Consider the following 19,095-nt stretch of genomic DNA (forward strand, 5'->3'; position numbering starts at 1 on the left):
GGAGTTCTGCCTCCCCGGCGCCGCCCGAACGACCGGCAGCCCGGGCCCTCAGCGACTGCACCCTCACGCGGGCGGTGGCCAGTTCTTCGGGAGCGGGGGCTGTGTGACGACAAGCCCCCTGCTCGGCCAAGAGCCAGTCGTGCCGTCAGCCATCTCCCGCCCGTCCACCTGACGGCACCGTACTGTGATCGGATAGTCGCGGTATCGCTCCCGCGTGAGAGCGCTGTATCGGCTCCGGGCCAGCCGGACCACACTGTCGATCTCCATCGGTGAGACCGGCAGCAACCTCACGCCGCCGCACCTCCATGGCAAAGGCGAGTCACAGCCGGAGAAGACCTCGAGGCGTAGCCCGTTTCGGCAGCGTCTTCCGTTCTTCGAACGTACCCGGATAGATGATCAAAGTGGATATCCCGGGTTCGTCGGCGATCAGCCACCCTATCTCGTCTTGCGTGGTCGCAGTCCGGTCGTGCCTGGTGAGTGCATGCGGAAGAGCCAGGACGCGCAATACCGACCGCCCGCCGACGGCGAGCTCGAAAACCCCCGTAGGCAGCCATACAAAGGTTGCGCCCTGACCCGTGGCTTCACCGCTTCCGGTGTTTAGCCGGATCGGCGGTCCGCCGTAGGTGAACGATGGATTTTCTCCCGCGCCTGCGGGTTCACCGGACTCACCTGATTCGTCGAGTAGGCCAAGGTGATCGAGCGAGTGGAGGAGTAGCAGCCAAGTATAGACGGTGAACCCCCGACACCAGTCCTGAATCCGAACCGCGGGGCAGCCTTCCCGGTCTCTCCCGGTACGGTTGTTCACCCACGCCTGCCACAGGTCGCGCACCCGGCGATAGCGACCCTCGTTGACCAGGAGGTTTGTGGCTCGAAGCGCGATCCTGATCTCGGCCTGCCGGTTGACTCCCGGCAGGATGCCATCACCGCGCAGCGTGACGAGGACATCCCTGACCGCGCCGAGTTCCTTGTGTCTCGCCACAGCCAGGTCCTTCCATGTCTCGTTCGCCGTCCGCGACGACCCGTTTAGGCTCGCGGCCACCGAGCGCTGCTGCCTGATCAGCGCGTTGCAGCTCGATGGACGGGTCGGCGATGAACACGCGCAACACCTGGATATCGTCGTCGTCCATGTCCTGACCGATGCCGACACCCAGCCTGATCGCCTTGGCCCCGCGCGGTGAGGCGAGCAACCACTGGAGTGGCCCTTCCCACGCATCGGTCGGTCTTCCGTCGGATATGAGGATCAGCGTCGGCATGAACGCGTTCGGCGGGATAACCCGCTCATCGGCGAGCAGCTCCGTGAGCAGTGCAAGCGCGGCGCCGAAGGGGGTGCGACCACTGGCTCGGAGGTTGCTCCACTGGAGTTCTATGGCGGGAACAGGCGGTTGATGTAGGGTCGCGCTTTCCCCGCCGAAGGCCACGACGCCGACCTGGATCTCACCCCGGATGGTCCGCTCAGCGGTGAAGCTCCGAATCATCATGGTAATGCACTCGTTGAGTATCTCGATCTTGCGCAACTGCGTCATGCTGCCGCTGACGTCGGCGAGCACGCTAACGGGCAGAGAGCGGGCCGGGGCGGCGCTGGGGCGCGGGAGAGGCGCATCGAAGGGTGCTGCCTGAGTCAAAGCTACCTCGCCGATTCATAGTGATTAGCCCGGAAAACAGAGCCTTGCAGGTTTCAGTATTCACGCCAGAAGTCAAAATCTAATCAATATAAAAAATGGGCATTGAGTGCAAAATCCGACTTTCGCTTGATTGTGCTGCATAAAATCCGGATCAATGGTGTGACCGAAATTGGTTCACCTTGGGCATTTCACTCTGATGACGCGTGGCGATCACCCAACGATCTAGTTCCGGGCTGTGGGATGCGAAAAGTGGATGCAGGCTCTGCCTGTTATCCTCACAGCGGCCTATGCCTCCGGATCGCCTTGGAAGATCATCAAAAGTCACGAGGCGGTACGGCCACGGCGACCCTCCGGGGGCTCCTGCCCGAGATCGTGGGGCCGGGAGGTTTACCTACGTCCCACCATTGCTTATCGGTCTATCGGCGCGTTCGGGGTTGGATTGTGGCCTCCTCGACGTGCCCGTTGATCAGGGCGAGCACGGAGTCCTTGTCCAGTCCGGCAGCGCGATGCCGTCGAGAACCCACTTCGTCATCGAACCTTGTCGTGCTGTTCGGGCCGAGGATTTCAGCTGCCTGAGTGAGTGGCGAGTTTCCTGCTAACCGGACAGGTCCTTTTGAGGAACGGCAAAGACTTGTACCGTATGACCTCGATCACGATGCTGGGCCGAACCCGTGTCGCCGTTGGGATGTGGAGGCTTGTCCTGAACTGCGAGTGGTGTTTGGACAGGAACAACCACCAGGGCTGGTACGGCGAGTGCTTCATCCAGGTTTTGGCCGCGGCCGCCGGTCTACAAGCGACCCCGCTCACTCCCGACTGCACCGGCGTCGACTTCTACCTTTGTCTGCCGCGAGAGATCGACGGCGACTTTCCGCGCATGGAGGTCCAGGTCAAAACCTGGTCGACGCCGAAGTCGCGGAATGGGCGATGGCACTACCGCGGGCTCACCGAGAAGCGCTTCAACGCGCTCGCCGGGAAGCGCCGCCTGCCCCGTTACCTCTTTCTTGTCGTCGTTCCTCCGAACGCCCAGGATTTCGTCCGTGCCGATTCGCACGCGCTCCAGCTCAGTCACGCCGCATACTGGATCTCCTTGGAGGCTGAGCAAAGGATCGACGCCCCCGACTGCAAGCGAACCGTCGAGGTAACGATCCCGGAGAGCAACCTGCTCACCGTGGCCTCTCTCCTGAACCTCTTTGACCCCCTCCGAGCGGTGGAGGCTCCATGAACGAACCGCTGATCGCCATCGATCCCGACAACCTGGTCGGTTACCTCGCCAGCCGAGGCTGGCGGCACGTGGGGTCGTGGCGCGGAGCGATGGTCTGGGACCTCGACACAGCCGGCCAGGTTCTGGTTCCCCCGCAGCGTGAGTATCCCGACGACGAGGAGCTACTCCAGGCCGCGGTCCGCAAGCTCGCCCGTATCGAGGAACGCCTCGAGCGTGAAGTCCTCCTCGATATCGCCGAACCGTCGACGGACACGCCCTCCTTCATCCTCCAGCCGGAGACCCCGTCGGGGACGATTCCCCTCCCCGCCGCATTGAAGGCCGTCCAAGGGATCCATGATCTCCTGAAGGTCGCCGCGCAGACCGTTGAGATCGGGCCGCGGTTGCTGTTTACCGGCCAGCGCTCCCGCTATGTCGACAGTTTCCTGCAACGGGTCAGGCTCGGCACCACCCGGCCGGGCAGCTACATCTTCGACGCGCGGGTCCCCACCACCCAGCCGCCGTCCACCTCCCGGGCCTTCTCCTGGAACAACGAGCTGGTCGGCCGTGAGGTCATGGTCGCCCTGCACCGAGCTTTGCGAGCGGTCCACACCGCCGCCGCGACATCGGCCACGCAACACAATCGCCTCGACGTCTTCGACGACCATGTCGAGGACGGGGTCTCGGCCAACCTGTGCACTGTTCTCAGCGAGCTCAGCGGCGATCATCCCTTCGCGGTCAGCTTCACCTGGGCCCGGGTCGAGCCCGTCGATCTCGACCCAGACTCCATCACCTTCACCACTCACATGGTCCGCGCACTCGCGGCGGCAGGGAAGGAGCTGGCGCGGCACGCCAAGTCCGGCCGGGCGACGGTGGTCGGAGAGGTCGACACGCTTCAGCACGCCGTCGGTGAACCTCTGCGCGTCAAGATCCGGGGTGAACTCCAGAGCAGCTCGAACGTCTTCCGCCGATCAATCTGGGTGGTTCTCGACCCCGCCGACTACCAGCGCGCCTTCCACGCCCAGGTCCAAGGGCGGCGGCTGCGTGTCACTGGGCAGCTCGACCCGGATCGGCGGCGGCTGGAGATGCGCCCGGACCCGGGCGGATTCGAGGTTCTTTGAACTTCACCTGGCCGGATGGCGGGGGCCGTGGCCGGGCGGTGGATCGAGCGGGGTCCGGTACGGCCTACGCCCGTCGATCGCGTCCCGCATGGCATCGTAGATCTCCAGGATAAGCCGTTTGGTGCGATACTCCCCGTGTTTGGCTTCGTCCTTGCGTTTGACAATCGGAAACGTGTCCATGATGTAGTCCACGTTGTCGCGAGTGATGCCGTAGAGTTGAAAGAAAGCCGCGTCCAACTCGGCCCGGATTAACGCTCGTCGCTCCTCATCCCAGACAAACGGCGCACCCTCATCGCCGATATCACGCGCGAACGGCTCCATATCGTAGGCGGTGTAGGAGAGCTCAAGGGCACGCGGTAGTCCCCAGTCGGACAGGTCTATTTTGTCGGCCCACGCCGCCACCTTCCGAAAACTGGCTGGGTGCGGAATTGGGATCTGCTGAAAATAGTTATATGTCAGATTGATCCCGCCAAGCTTCTGTCGGAGCGCATAGTCAACTACATGCGAATCCAGGAGCATCGCTAACGAGAGTCCATGGGAAGCAAATATCATAGGCATGCTATGACCGATAGCAACCTTGGGCAGGTAGCCTGAGATCAGTGTCCGTTCGTCTGTGTTACGACAGACGTTACGGAATCCGAGAAGCCAACCTCCTGGTGACTCTCCTATGCTATCTCTGATTCTCTCATCGGTGTCTAAGTCAGAAACCCAATAGCGCGGTAGCACGGCGATCTCGGGATTCCGTTTCTCGGCAAGGTTGCGAGTGGATCCGTCCGATTCGTAGGTGGCCCAGCGGTGGTCGTAATGGTGGAGCATTTTGGCCTCGTAGAGTGGGAGCAGACGCTCGTCACCCTTGGTGAGGATGTTGCCATCGAGCTTCCAGCCGTCCGCGAGCATGTCTTCGAGGGTTTCTTTGTTTGCTTCGCTGGGACGAAAGAGGTCCGAGTCATTTGACATGTGGAACATCGTCAGGAACTTGATGCCCCATGGATTACCGTCCTTGTCGCCTTCCTTGACGAGGATCGGGATGCGACGGTAGATGTCGAGGGTAATCTCGGCATCGCGGCGTGTGCGGAAGACCGGGCAGGTGCCGGTGTTCGGGTTCAACAGCGTGATTTCACCGGGAGTCAGTGTGAACCGCTTGCCATCGTCGCCGAGCTGGGCGGCGTCGTGCAGGAAGAAGGCGAAATCCGCCCGGTCCACGCCGGCTTTGCGACCGGTGAGTGTCAGGAGGCTGAACTTGTAGCTGCGGTGCACCCGGGCAAAGATCCCCCGTGCGTTTTCGAAGTCGTAGAGTGAGGCCAGGGACCGCTTGATAACCAGGTCCTTGAAGAAGAACTGGGTGGTGGCGTCGGTGGCGATTCCCGTCGGCACGACGATGCCCAGTCGGCCTCGCGGGTGCAGTACCGCCCGGTTGTGCTCCGCGAAGAGGGCGTAGGTGTTGACGTCGCCACGCGCGGTCAACGGGTAGCGCTCGGAGCCGCGGAGGAACTGGCTTTCGCCCTCCGCTTGCCGCTTGGCTTCGACGAATTCCTGATAGAGCGGTCGACCGTCTTCGGAGTCCGCCAATGCCTTGATGAGCCGGCCCCGGGCGGCCTTGTTGCCGGCGGTGGCTATCGCCTCGTCACGGGTGGCGAAGAACTCCTTCTCCGACAACTTCACCTTCTCCCACGGTGGGTTGCCGAGAACGCAGGTGAAGCCGCCTTCCCAGCCGGTGTCCGGGTTGAGGTCCGGGCCGGAGCCGCCGACGCGGAAGACCTCGGGGAACTCCAGGTGCCAGTGGAAGAACCGGTACCTCTGGGTCAGCGTGCCCAGCTCGTTCGCCTGAGCCTCCGACAACGCCCCACCTTCGCCGAGCCGGCGGATCGTGCCGGTCGTGAGGGCGGCCGGGGCATCGGCGTGCTTGCGCCAGACGAACGCTGCGCACCAGGCGTCCGCCGTACGGCGGGCTTGGACGAGCGCTGCGGACCTCTCGTATTTGTGGAACCGGCGCTCCTGCTCGCGCACGTCGGCGACCCGGGAGACCGGGACGGCGGCGAGCGCGAGCGCCTGCTCGGCCAGGTCCTTGTTCCCGACTCGGTCGCCGAGGTCGAACAGGGTGTTCCAACCGGCGAGCTCCACCTTGTTCTGTTTCTTGAGCGAGGTGACGATCATCTTGTCGTCGCCCTCGATCGGTTTGAAGGCACCTTCGGGCACCCCCTTCTCGATCAGGGCGGGGGTCGCGCCGAGGAGGGCGTTGCCGACCTTGATGTGGGCGTCGAGGAAGGCCAGCGGCTTACCGGGCTCCAACGACTCGATCCACAGGGACACCTTGGCGAGTTCGGCGGCGAGCGGGTTGAGGTCTACACCGTAGACGCACCTGGCCACCACCTTGTGCATGGCCGCGCGAACCTCCGACGGCACCGGCTCGTCGTCGCCGGTAACCAGCGCGGCATACCGCTTGGCGATGCGGCGGGCGGCGGCGACCAGAAAGTGCCCGGAGCCACAGGCCGGGTCGCAGACCGTGATCTTCAGCAGATCGTCGGCCCCCCCGGATTTGGCGTGCTCGTCGATGACCGGGTCGAGCGCGGTGTCCAGCAGCGACTCGATGAGCGGGCCGGGCGTGTAGTACGACCCGGTGAGCTTGCGGTCGTTGCCGGAGACGTTCTCCCGTAGCTCGAATCTCGGGTTCCCGTTGGAAGTGGCGTACGGCACCAGCTCCAGCAGTGACTCGTAGACGCTGCCCAGCTCCTCGGCGCCCAGGTGCTGGAAGTCGACGTCGCGGGGCCGTCCGTCCGCGGCCCTCACGACCGACATCGAGCGGATCGCGGTGAGCAGCGCCTCATTGGGCAGATCGCACCAGAGTAACTGATCCGGATGCGGGTCGTCGGTCAGGCCCGTCTGGGCGCTCGCCGTACGGAAGAACAGGCCGCCGAGGCCGGGCAGGCCGAGTTCGGGCAGGCCGTCGTCGGCGCCGAGCGCCTTGACGACCATGACGACGGTCTTCCACAGGTCCCGGTGCCGGTCACCGGAGCGGCGGATCGCGAGGCGGCGCAGGCGCCGGCTGGAGAACCACCTGGTGTAGCGGTCGTGTACAGCGGGCGAGACGCCCGGGGCGAGAAGTGCTCCCCGGTCTTCCGCGACGAAGATGAAGATGATCTGGTAGGCCAGGCGGAGCAGCTCGTGGCGGAAGTCCTCGCGGGTGAGCCGGTTGGCTTCGAGTTGTGCGCGCAGCTTGGGGTTGGCGACCAGGAACCCGGTGCCGAGGGCCTCGAGCGCGAGCTTGACGCCGTCGCGGAGTTGATCGCGGGCACGCAGACCGGTCTCGGCGGCGAACGCCCGCCACCTCTCCAGCCAGCAGTCCGCGCAGGTCGGCGTGGAGTCATCCAGCGCGATGAGCTCGAAGCGGGAGGCGTGCAGCAGCGTGTAGAGCAGCACGAACTCCGAGTAGAGCTCGCCATCGAAGATCGCCTGAAGGTCGAACTCAACGTACGCGGACCCGACCAAGGCAGTGGAGTCGCGCAGGATACGCAGCCGGCGCCCGTTCGACAGGACACCCCAAAGATGGTCGTCGGAGAGATTGAGAAACTCCTGCAACATCGACTGCGGGGCTCGCTTGATCACCCCGGGGACGCTTCGATCGAGGTCGACATCCCAGCCGAGCAGATGTATGGGCACGCTGTGCCACAGATGGGAGACGGCGAAGTCCTTGTCGCCGGCCTTGAGGGCGCCGTGGTTGAACGGGACCCGGCCGAAGCCCAATTCGGTCAGCAGGATCAGCAACCACCGCTCGCGGGTGAGCGTGGTGGCGGCGTCCCCGTCGGGGAGCGCGGCCAGCTTGTCGCGGAAGGCGCGGTAGGCGCCGAGCAGGTAATCCCAATGGCGGCTGGCCGCGTCGGCGAGACGCTCGGAGGCGGCGAGGTGGTAGTCCTCGGCCCGCATGCCGGGGAGTTCCCGATCGGCGGCGGCGATCCGGGACAACACGTCCTGGGGCAGCAGACTGCCCTGGACGTCGACGGCGAGATAGGCGTTCTTCATCGGGCACCACCGGCGGGCAGGTAGACGTAGACACCAAGCACGTCGGCAGGGTGGTTGGCGGTCACCTTCAGTCCTCTCGCCCCCGCGCCGACCGCGCCGCGGACACGCTGATGGGATACGGCCAGCCGATCGGCGAGCGTGTCGCCCCGGGCCTCGATCTCGGCGGACACCTCGGGCAGTTCGGCGATCGCCCGGCCGACGGCCCGTTCGACGAGCTCGGGGAGGGTGTTTTCGGGCTTGGCGGCGAGCACCACGCCCAATTCGGCGTCGGTGAGCCACTCGCGACCGATCGCCCCGGTGCGATAGCCGATGACTCGCGCGTCCTCGGCGACCAGACTCCGGCTTCCGGTACGGCCCGGCAGCGTGACGTGGAAGCGGTAGCGGACCAACAACATCACGGTGCGGATGTCCACAGCGTCGGTACGGATCACACCGCAGCGGCGGGCCGGACCGGACGCGTCCAGCGCGTAGTCCAGTACCGTGCGGGCGAGATCCCGGACCACGGGATCGGTGCGGACCAGGGCATGACCACCGGGCGGGGCGGGGACGTCGGGGTGAAAGCTGAGCGTTTCAGCCTCGCCGGTGAAGCCCAGACCCAGCGCATGCCGTACCGGGATGGCGAACTGACGGGTGTCGGCGCGGAAGCCGTCGGGGTGGGCGTCGATGATCGCCCCGAAGCCGGATAGCGCCTCGCGGGCGAAACGGGCCACATCGGTCCGGGTGCCGAGGACCTCGCGGATCTCGGCGACCTCCCGCTCGACCTCCTCCAGTTTGACGCCGGAATGGGAGTACTTCGTGAGCGCCTTGGACTCACGGTCAGCGGCGCTCTCCCACGCCCGGTGGATCTGGTCGCGGGTCTTGGTGACGCCGAGGTCCAGGTCAAGCTGGTCCTGATTGTCGCCGGAAAACAGCAGGCCTTCGACGAGGGCGTTGATGACGTCGTCGCCGCCGGTCGGCACAGGTACGGCGACGCCGGTCTGCCTGGCGATGGTGCGGTGCTTGCGGATGAGCACGTCGAGGACAACGCCGTCGATTCCGTTGTCCAGGCCGTAGAGGGTGATGGCGCGGACCAGCGGGCTGCGCTGGCCGAACCGGTCGACCCGGCCTTCCCGCTGCTCGTGACGGGTCGGGTTCCAGGCCAGGTCGTAGTGGACGACGGCCTGGAAACTCTCCTGTAGGTTGACGCCTTCGGACAGGCAGTCGGTGGCGACCAGCACGTGCCGTCCCGGCTCTTGGGCGAGATCGTGGATGACCTCCTGGCGGGCTTCGGGCGGGAGCTGGCCGGTGACGTGCCGGACGTTGACCTTTCTGCCCAAGACCTTGGCCAGATGCTCGGCGATGTACTCGGCGGTCTGGATGAACCGGCAGAACACGATCGGGTCGTAGCCGTCGGCCAGCAGTCCCTTGACCTCCGTGATCAACGCGGCGAGCTTGGAGTCCTTCTCCGGACCTTCGATCTCCTTGAAGGCCGCGGCGAGACGGGCCAACCGCTCGTTGTCGTCCTCGCCGGACCGGCCGCCAGCGGCGGCGTCGATGCCCTCGAGCGCCTCGTCGTCTGTCAGGTCGAGGACACTTGAACGGCCCAGTTCGTCGGCTTCCGGCTCGGTCTCGGCAGCCGTCGTGGCCGATCGGGTCTTCAGCGTGGCCGCCGCCGCTCTGGGTGAGGAGGCCACCGAACGGAGTAGGGCGAGGGCGGACCAGTAGGTGACACGCTGACGCAGGCCGGTGCCAGGCTTGCGGACGGTCTCGCGGGCGTAACCGAGGACCTGACGGGCGAGCTTGCCGTACTCGCCGGTCAAGGCGTAGGAGATGTCCCGGACCTGCCGGTCCTTCGGGAACGGGGTCTCCTCGTCGAGGTAGCGGCGGATGTCGCGGCGGCGGCGCTGCACGAAGTGCCTGGCCAACTGCTCGCGTCCCTTCACGCTGTCCAGGTCCACACTCGCCAGGGCCGGATCGAGCAGGCCGATCAGGTCGCGAAACGCACCCTCCTTGCCGCTGTGCGGGGTGGCGGTGACCAGAAGCAGGTGTCGCCTGTCGTCGGCGGCCAGCTCCTGAAGCAGCCGGTAGCGCAGTTGACGCTGCTTGCTGGTGGAACCGGTCGACACGCAGGTGTGTGCCTCATCTACGATGACCAGATCCGGGCAGGTGCGAATGAACTGGTGGTAGCGGCGGTCGGATTTGATGAAATCGGTTGACACCACCGTGATCGGGTGCCGTTCGAAGATCGACTCATCGAGGCGGAGATCGCGCGAGAGCCGGCGGGCGGTCGAGGGCAGCACCAGCGCCGCCTCGATGGCGAACTTGTTGCGCAGTTCGGCGACCCACTGCTCGGCCAGTGCGGGTGAACACAGCACGGTCAAGCCGGTCGCCTCACCGCGCTCCAGCAGCTCCTTGGCGATCAGTCCCGACTCCACGGTCTTGCCGATGCCGACGTCGTCCCCGATGAGCAGGCGGACGGTGTCCATCCGCAGGGCGAGCAGCAGCGGGACGAGCTGATATTGCCGGGGTTCGACGGCGATCGAGGCCAGGGAGCGGAACGGCCCGGCCCCCGAGGTGAAGCCGATGCGCAGCGCCGTACGGAGCAGGCCCGCCGCGACGCTGTCGCCGACCTCGGCGGGGGTGGGGGGCGGGAAGGTGGCCTCACCGACCTCCTCGGGGAACAGGCACGCCTCGAAGTCGGTGTCGCCGTTGATCGGCCGGACGACCAGGAAATCGCCGGTGCCACCCGGCTGCACGACCCACTCCCGGCCACGGGCGGTGACCAGCGACCCCGCGGTGTAGCTCACGTGGTTCTCCGTCCGGTGCCGAAGACACTGGAATATGTGCGCACTATGTCGTCCCACTGGTCGTCGTAACGGAAGCGGATCACCAGCCAGCCCAGGTCCATCAGCCGGTCCTCCGCCTGTATGTCGCGTTCGAGCTGGAAAGCGGTGTCGTGATGTGGCCCATCAATGAAGATCGCAACATTTCCCGATTTATTGCGATAAGTGAAGTCGGGCTTGGCCCGGGCAGCGGAGACGAGCACCTGAGCGCCGTCGGGGAGCCGGTAGTCGTTCTCCCGCAGGAAGTCGACGAAACCCCGCTCCAGCTCACTGTCGGCGGACTCGCGCAGCGCACCGACGTGCTCCTCGGCGCTCCGGAATCCGCCGGTCGGCTCGGTGGCGGACTCGGCCAGTTCCCGCAGGATCGCCACGACGCGCAGCCGGTCGATCTGCTTGTGCCACCGCTGGTTGGAGTAGGCGAGCAGGCAGTCGTAGCAACCTCGCTCGCATCGCTCCCGGGCACCCTCCGCGTGGCCGAGGTCCTCGCCCGTCTCCGGATCGATGTGAATGATCTCCAATGCTCGCAGGGCCACGTCGGCCAGCGCGTCCCGCTCGTCGTGGAGCCGGCGCAGGACACCCGCGCCGCCCTCGGCGCTCTCGATGAGCAGCATCCGAGCCCGGTTGTCCGGGTCCGGCAGCGGCTCGCTGTGCAGCTCGGCGTCCTCCAGCTGGAACTCGGCCTCGATCCCCCGCTCCAGCGCGTACCGCAGGGTGGTGGCGACGCTCTCGTCGACAGGGGTGGACAACCGGAAGACACAGATGTTCTTGTAGTCCTCCACGAAGGGGACGACCTTGACGACCCGTTGGGCTTTGTCGATGGGGAGCAGGCCCTCGTCCTCGGGGGCTTGGTTGGCCCCGTCGGAGTCCTTGGCCCACCGGCCGCGTACCGGGTCAAGCCAGTAGCCGATGTCCCTGCGGTTCTTTCGCCCGCGGCGGCCCTGGTTGATGACCCGCACGGTCGCCGTGTCGCCGTAGACCAACTCGGCCACCGGATCGCCTCGGAGGAGGACCTGTGCTTCGAGTCGGCCCGAGCGGGTGCCGTGGCTACTGAACCGGTAAGCGGTCAGCAGATCGAACCCGGCTCGGCGTCGCTCCTCCTCGTCGGATGAGATCCTCTGCCGGCGGACGGTCTCCACGGTCTGGAGCTGCATCAGGCCGGACAACGATCCGACGAGCTCGGTGCCACATTCGTCGCATCGGTCGGTACCCGCCTGCCGACCGTACCAGTATCCGCACCCGGAGCAGATCCAGGCCTCGGACGTGGCGACTTCGCCCTCCTCACCCGTGGGCGCCTGGATCTTGGTGACTTCGTAGCGGCGGCCTTCGTGGTAGATGAGAGCGCCGGGGCCGAACTCGTTGATCGCGATGAACCGAGGACGTTGGATGTAACTGGCCTTATGTCGCTCACCCGGGATGTAGGCGGCCAGCGGCAGGCGTGGGAAGGAGTAGCCGGGCAGGAATCCCTCGGAGGCGAAGTAGCGGTAGGTATAGAAGTCGCTGAACTGGCGATCGGTGTCCTCGTTCTTCAGGATCCTGAGCTGGTTCTCCGCCTGTTGCCGCCGCCGCTGGGCGGTCTTCTTCTTCTCCGGAGAAGTGGAGTGGTCCATGACCCGGCGGTTCTGTTCGCGCTGCTCCACCGTGGCCGCGCGGAACAGGTCACGCCAGCGGTCGCAGTCGGCGTCGAACCTCTTGGCGGCACCCCTGACCGTGTCCTCGATCCAGCCCTCGTACCACCAACTGGTCTTGGCGAGGCTCTCGTGCGCCAAAACGTCGGCGAGCACCTTCTTGGCGCGGGGTACGGCGCGGCGAATCGCCCCCTCGTCGTCCAACTGGCTCTGCAGGTGCTCGCGGATCGGCAGCTCGGTCTCCTGAGAGACGTCCAGGACCTCCGACATCCGTGAGTGCAACGACGCGCCGGTCTCGGCCAGCCAGATGGCGTGGACGTGGGAACGCACCAAAGCCTCGTTGGTGAGATCCAGCCGGGGTGGTTGTACCCGACCGGCCACCATGAGATCAGAGCGGCGGAAGTAGTACTGGTCATGAGGGCTGCCGGTGGAGCAGTACGTGGTGATCAGTGCGGGCTGACCGCTCCGCCCGGCGCGGCCGGAGCGTTGCGCGTAATTGGCCGGGGTGGGCGGGACATTACGCATGGCGACGGAGTTGAGGGTGGCGATGTCCACGCCCAGCTCCATTGTGGGCGAGCAATACAGCAAGGGCAACGACACCCCCTCACGGAAGAGCCGCTCCCGCTCCTGACGTATCTCGGGCTGGACCTGTGCGGTATGCTCGGCCGCCTGAAGCCCGGCCAAGTCCCCGGCGACTGTGGCGTACAGATCTCTGAAATACTCGTTGACCCGGGTTCCCACCTCAGGGTCGACCGTCTTGCGCAGCAGGTCCGGGGCGCCGGTCTCGCCGTTGCCTGCCCGCCAGATCAGCTCGGACGACTTGAGTCGGTAACCTCTCGTTCCATCCTTGCTCTCGGCGACCACCTCGAGCAGGCCGTACTTCTCCAGGGCGGTCATCAGGCCGGAGATGATCTGTTGGGCGTCGTCGACGGTCAGCGCAGGCGAATGGTTGGGGAAGACCGTGTTGCGGCGTAGGTATCTGCCCAAGGCGGACCGCCCGGTGAAGTTGACCCGGTTCCGGCTCTCGCCGGGACGTCCCGGCTGGGCGAAAACGACGGAGGCCTCGATGCGGCTTTCCGGGTCGCTGAGCGCCCACACGCCGGTCAGGTGCTGCTGGGACTGTTTCCAGATGCGCTCGTATCCTTCGACGGTCAGTACGTCGACGTCGACGGCGAGGGCTCGCCGCATCTCGTCCAGCGCGATGCGGGCCAGTTCGGCGCGATGGCCGGGCTCGTCATCACGGAGTGCGGGATGGGTCCCCGCCCAATGTTCACCGTCCGCCGTGATCTCGCGCAACGCTACATAGTCGAAGCGCAACAGACCTGTCTGCTCCAGGTTTGGCATGGTGATACGCCAGCCACGGGTCAGATCCACGTAGATCAGATAGGAGAGCGCACCCCGCAGCGCCTTCAGCACGTGCTCGCGCTGGCCGAACTTCACCTCGGGGTTCTGCGCGAAAGCGGCGAGAGGGAGATCAAGGGTCCTGGTGAGCCGCTGAGCGATGTCGTCGTGCCGCAGCCCCTCTCGCCCCGCGGCCAAGGAGGCGCGGAACAAGGCACCACGCACCTGAGTGACCTGGACGAAGTCGTTGAGATGGCCAGCCTGGAGACTCGCGTCCTGCCGGTTGTCCACGAAGGTCAGCAGTTTGCGGGCCTTCTCATTGAGTTCGGGCTGACGGCGGAGATTCCTGATGATGCTCGTGCTGATGAGCGACATGGCCGAACTACGACCTTCGGCGGCGAAGGTCGCCAACTTGGCGAAGTCCTTGCCACGAACTTGCTCATAGGAGACTCGGCATCTCAGGCAGAACCTGAACGGCTCGCGGAGGTACCAGGCACGCTGTCCTACGCCTTCCGGGCACTCATTGCCCCCCGGCCCAAGCCAGATCTCCTTGGGCAGATGGTTTCTCAGGTTTGCCCGGACCAGGGCGCCACCGTCGCCAGCGGGCTCCAGCCAGGAGTCGGGCAGTCGGCCCTCCGCGATGGGGTCGGCGGGCCAGGGGTGGTCCGCGCTGATGTAGAGGTAGCCGTTGAGAGCCTCGCCTCCCGCGACGTCGCCCTCTTGGCGTACTCCGTAGCCGCCGTCCGTATGCTGGGTGACGACGAGGTACTCCTGCCCGCATTCCCGGCAGAAAGCTAGCGGGTACAGCATCTTCTCCCGGTGCCCGGGCACGCTGACCTGGTACTGGCTGGTGATGTGCCGGGTTGGCTCCGGTTCGAGGCTGACGTAGGCCGTGTCGCCTTTGGAGAGGAATTGATGTAGCCGGAAGGCGAACAGGGGTCGGCCGGTGACCGGATGTCGTGCCTTCGCGCCTTCCTGGAGAATCTTCTCGATGATTGGTGCACAGTCTGCAGGCGATCGTTTTGTCGCCTCGGCGAGCCGGATGGAGGCATCGGCCACCCTGGTCGGTCTGCGTCTGACAAGACGACCGGTTTCCGGCTCCCTGGTCAGGCCGAACTCCGACTCGACCCAGATCGCCAGCGGGTCGGCCGATAGCTGGGCGTAGCTTCGGTCGCCCCCCGCCTCTGCGGTCGCGGCGTGGAGTTCGGTCCCGGTGGGATACCGGTCGTCGGTGGCCCGGATCAGAGTCTCACCGATGACGCGGCCAGGTGTGACAGGGGTGCCGAACAGCCGGGTCGCGACCTTCGCGACCACGTCCTGGGCTTCGGCGAAGGTGGCGGTCGTCGCCATGGTTGCCGAAGTGCCGATGCACTGCAGGGAGGAGGCCGCGCACGCGTCACGCAGGCGGCGAACGAGCAAGGCGACGTCGGCTCCCTGGCGGCCGCGGTAGGTGTGTAACTCATCCAGAACCAGGAAGCGCAGGCCCTGCGCTGCACCAATCAGGTTCCTGCGCTCGGCAGGCCGGGTCAGGAGGTACTCCAGCATGACGTAGTTGGTCAGCAGGATGTCCGGCTTCCGGGTCAGGATCTGGTGACGTTCCTCTTCCTTTTCCTGGCCGGTATAGCGTGCGAATGTCACCCGCTGCTCATTCCTGGCCAGACCCCACTGGAGGTAGCGTTTGAGCTCTTCAAGCTGGCTATTGGCCAGCGCGTTCATCGGGTAGACAACGATCGCTTTGACTCTGCCCGGTTCCGGGTCGCGCAGGATCGAGTCGACGATCGGGATCATGTAAGCCAGGCTCTTGCCGGACCCTGTGCCGGTGGTGAGCACATAGCTGAGTCCGTGTCGGGCGACCTCCACAGCCTCCCGCTGGTGACGATACAGCGAGATGGGACGGTCTCCGGGGTCGTTGTCGTCGACCTTGATGCGAAACAGGCGCTCGCACATTGCGTGAAGCAAGCCGGTTTGGACGAGCTCGGAAATCATGCCGCCCTCAGCGAAGCTGGGGTTCAGCGACACCCACGGGTGTGGCCAGCGCACCCTCGCCTGGTTCTCGTCCGAGAGGTGTCTATCGATCCGTTTGTCCCGGACATGGACCAGGGATGTAGTGAAATCATCGTAGTCGGCAATTAACTGCTCGTGCACCTGGAAGACATCCATTGCCAGGCTATGGCTCCGTTTCTGTAATTATAAGTGAAATGTCCGACTTTACGATGCAAGTAAGTAAGGGTAGGAATGAAGATATTAGTCCCTGATCATAGGAATCTGGATAGGTCGGGGGAAGCAACCCTCGCCGACATGGTGTTGCGCAGCGATGTCATGGGACGAAGTGGGCTCGAGTAGGAATGATGGCGTCGGTGGGTTTGGTGATGTCCCTTGTCGTCAGCCGTGCCATGCCACAACGGCAGGGAACAAAGACGGCTACAGACAACGAGGCGAGCTTTGCGCCAGCGGATGACGGCACGGATGGTCCGTTCTCACGATGAGAAGGCACGGGAAGGCGGGGCATCGCCTTGATGGCTGGCGGTTTTCTCGTCGCAGGCCGTGACACCGGTAGTGGGGAGGGTCTTCGCATAGCGCATATTCGGGCCGCGGTGCCAGAAATCCGGCCAGGCTATGCGATCTGCGCTGATTCCGGGACGGTCGGACCGGTTTTGATACACGCTAACGCGTCCGGCATGGCGTTCCCGGCTGGTATGCCCGCCGGCCGGGTGGCGGCACCGGGTCGGTGTGGCAGACGCAGCCCTGATCGGCCCAGTCCGGTTTCGGCCAGGCTCCTCGTGACGGAGCTCCTGACGAACCCTGCGGCGGGCGGCGCCAGCGTGCGGTCCTGGAGACGCCTGGGCGCGGGCCCGCTGACCTGCTGGCCCCGCGCGCTCACCGGTCGGTGAGGGTCGAAGAAATCACCCTGCCGGACGAGTTTGCCGTCCAGGGCTGGTCTTGAAGAGTGCGACCCGGGGGAATTCGGGGACGGGCGGGTTCTGCTGGCATCGTCCGCGGGTGAAATCCACATCCCCGTTGGAGGTCATGGACGTGATGGGAGCGAATGATCAAATTTCGTGAAGTGGTCTCCCAGCATGGCTGGAGCGTGGCACGATTTCCCGGTTTGAGGGCCACGGGTGTCGCCGACCGGCGGGACGCCCGCCGGCACTTAGCGCCAACGCCGGGGGCCGGGTTCCATCTGATCGTCATGCTGGGTGGGAATAGCACATGGTGGCCAATCCGCTGCCGGTCGTATCGTCGCGAAGTGGAGGGTCGTAGTACCCCTCGGTAGGTGGAGACCCCACCTACGCGGTGCCGTTTTCGTCTCCCTGCCGTCATCTCGCCCACGGTGACGGCAGGTGCCCATGGTGCAATCAGGTGTCTCGCGAGGCTCGTGGGCCTCGTTCTCTCGAACGTGAACGGCGGTTCACCAGACCGTGAGTACCTGGTGATCCGCGGAGAAGACAGAGTGCTGATGGACGCGGTGAGAGTCGAGCAGCGCGATGGAACGCAGGTCGAAATACTGATTGACGCCAAAGGCCGATGTGAGCAGTTCATTGACAAGGAGACGGGAACATTCCGATCGTGGTGGGCGGACTCCGTGAACAGTGGTCTGGGAAAGCTGGTGGAGGGGCAAGCCGTGTACAGCATCACCAGATCGCGGCCCTTACGCAGGTCGCCTGCGGCGTCCTCCAGGCGGGACATGGCCTCGGGCGTTCCCCCCGAGGGCTGGACACCTGAGACCCTGAACCTTGCTGGTTCGGAGAGATCGGGAGAGTGTCCCCTTGGGGATGAAGAACTGCCCACCGCAGTTCAAGAAGGACGCGGTGGCGCTGTACGAGTCCAGGCCGGGGGAGACGATCGTCGGGATCGCCGCCGACCTGGGGATCAGTGCCGAGACGCTGCGGAACCGGATCCGGGCCGCGCACAAGGAGCGGGGTGAGCGGGGCCGACCGGGCCGCAGGCCCAAAGACACCGGCAACGGCGGCGAGTCCTTGCCGGAGGCGGTGGAGGCCGAGAACGCAGAGCTGCGGCGGCGGGTGCGCGAGCTGGAGGAAGAGCGGGACATCCTACGCAAAGCGGCCCGGTTTTTCGCCGGGGAGACGCGCTGGTGAACCGCTTCCAGTTCGTCTCCGACCACGCACACGCCTTCGGGGTGAAGCGGTTGTGTCGGATCATCGGGGTCGCCCGCTCCAGCTTCCACCACCGGCTGCGCGCCGCCCGGCACGGGCCGAGCGGCGGCGCCGGGATGAGGCGCTCGCGTCGCAGATCGCCGTCATCCACGCCGAGCACGAGGGCACCTACGGATCGCCGCGCATCACCGCCGAGCTGCGCGATCGCGGCCAGATCGTGAACTGCAAGGGCGTCATGCGCGCCTTCCGGATCGAAGGGGTGCGCCTGCGCCGCAAGGTCCGCACCACGGTGGCCGAACGTCCGGCCGGACGGTGCCGGACCTGATCCGGCGCGACTTCACCGCCGAGGCGCCGAACCGGCGCTACGTGGGCGACATCACCTACCTGCCCGTCGCCGACGGGACACACCTGTTCCTGGCGACGGTGATCGACGTGTGCTCACGCAAGCCGGCCGGCTGGTCGATCGCCGACCACATGCGCAGTGGCCTGGTCGCCGACGCGCTGCGGGCCGCCGCTCGTGACCGGGGCGGGCTGGAGGGGGCGGTCTTCCACTCCGATCACGGGGCGCGGTGCAGCGGCAGGGAGTTCGCGGATCTCTGCGCCGAACCGGGCGTCGTCCGGTCCATGGGCGCGGTCGGGTCCAGCGCCGACAACGCCCTGGCCGAGTCCTTCAACGCCACGTTGAAGCGCGAGACACTCCAAGGCCGGGCAAGCTGGCCGACCGCTCGCGACGCCCGCCTGGAGGTGTTCCGCTGGGCCTGCCGCTACAACACCCGGCGTCGTCACTCCAGGCTCGGGCAGCGCACCCCGCACGACTACGAAGCATCTCTCAACGCGACATCAACTACGCTGGCATCAGCCGCATAAGCCGTGTCCAGTCCTCAGGTGGAAGCCCCCTCGGCCAAACACGCAAGTGCTTCCTGGGGTAGGGAGTCTTTGCTCACTGATCTCGTGACGCGGCTGCGGGCCATCGCCGACGGCCTGCCGATGGGGACCCTGGAGTCCGCCAGGCAGGACCTGGGCACCGCTGCCGAGATCATGGTGTCGCTTACCGGGAGTTCATCGTGGGCCGCCGCATTCGCGCCGGACCCACGCCTCGTAGTCGGCGTTGAAAGGGGCACCGTGGTGACGGGGCGGGGCGACGACCCAGCCCGAACCCAGCAGCGACTCAGGTAGACCCGCGTCGGTGGCGGAAGACCCGTGGAGTGGTGGTGCGCCGAACGTCCGGTCGCCC

8 protein-coding genes and 1 pseudogene are annotated in these 19,095 nt (G+C 65.7%); 4 read left to right on the plus strand and 5 right to left on the minus strand.

Translation table 11 applies throughout. From position 1 onward, the window contains the following. Positions 1-319 precede the first annotated feature (319 nt). A complete protein-coding gene (locus tag RUR_RS09880; protein ID WP_283134646.1) occupies positions 320-979 on the minus strand; it encodes a hypothetical protein in 660 nt (219 codons plus the stop codon). Beyond that, positions 921-1,547: a vWA domain-containing protein gene (locus tag RUR_RS09885; RefSeq protein WP_283134647.1), complete on the minus strand. Its 627-nt coding sequence runs from the start codon at positions 1,545-1,547 to the stop codon at positions 921-923. Before RUR_RS09885 ends, RUR_RS09880 begins: the two co-directional genes overlap by 59 nt. A gap of 715 nt (positions 1,548-2,262) precedes the next feature. Between RUR_RS09885 and RUR_RS09890 the strand changes: the two genes are divergently transcribed. Both RUR_RS09890 and RUR_RS09895 read left to right on the plus strand, forming a co-directional pair. After that, positions 2,263-2,844 (plus strand): DUF4365 domain-containing protein, encoded by a 582-nt coding sequence (locus tag RUR_RS09890; protein ID WP_283134648.1) that lies wholly within the window; start codon positions 2,263-2,265, stop codon positions 2,842-2,844. Then, a complete protein-coding gene (locus RUR_RS09895) occupies positions 2,841-3,941 on the plus strand; it encodes a hypothetical protein (RefSeq protein WP_283134649.1) in 1,101 nt (366 codons plus the stop codon). The genes RUR_RS09890 and RUR_RS09895 overlap by 4 nt, the downstream gene beginning before the upstream one ends. A gap of 3 nt (positions 3,942-3,944) precedes the next feature. Here the strand turns inward: RUR_RS09895 and RUR_RS09900 are convergent, their stop codons facing one another. The 3 genes from RUR_RS09900 to RUR_RS09910 form a co-directional block, all read right to left on the minus strand. Further along, positions 3,945-7,703: an Eco57I restriction-modification methylase domain-containing protein gene (locus tag RUR_RS09900; RefSeq protein ID WP_283134650.1), complete on the minus strand. Its 3,759-nt coding sequence runs from the start codon at positions 7,701-7,703 to the stop codon at positions 3,945-3,947. Between the two features lie 251 nt (positions 7,704-7,954). Beyond that, positions 7,955-10,744 (minus strand): helicase-related protein, encoded by a 2,790-nt coding sequence (locus RUR_RS09905; RefSeq protein ID WP_283134651.1) that lies wholly within the window; start codon positions 10,742-10,744, stop codon positions 7,955-7,957. Beyond that, positions 10,741-15,906 carry a DEAD/DEAH box helicase gene (locus tag RUR_RS09910; protein ID WP_283134652.1) on the minus strand — a complete coding sequence of 1,722 codons (5,166 nt, stop codon included), beginning with the start codon at positions 15,904-15,906 and terminating at the stop codon, positions 10,741-10,743. Before RUR_RS09910 ends, RUR_RS09905 begins: the two co-directional genes overlap by 4 nt. A 1,607-nt stretch (positions 15,907-17,513) precedes the next feature. On the opposite strand from RUR_RS09910, the pseudogene RUR_RS09915 reads away from it, so the two are divergent. Continuing rightward, positions 17,514-18,728 (plus strand): annotated as a pseudogene (locus RUR_RS09915) (IS3 family transposase). 69 nt (positions 18,729-18,797) lie between these two features. After that, positions 18,798-19,037 carry a hypothetical protein gene (locus tag RUR_RS09920; protein WP_283134653.1) on the plus strand — a complete coding sequence of 80 codons (240 nt, stop codon included), beginning with the start codon at positions 18,798-18,800 and terminating at the stop codon, positions 19,035-19,037. Positions 19,038-19,095 lie beyond the last annotated feature (58 nt).

Source organism: Rhizohabitans arisaemae, assembly GCF_025996515.1.
In the GTDB taxonomy this organism is placed as follows: domain Bacteria; phylum Actinomycetota; class Actinomycetes; order Streptosporangiales; family Streptosporangiaceae; genus Rhizohabitans; species Rhizohabitans arisaemae.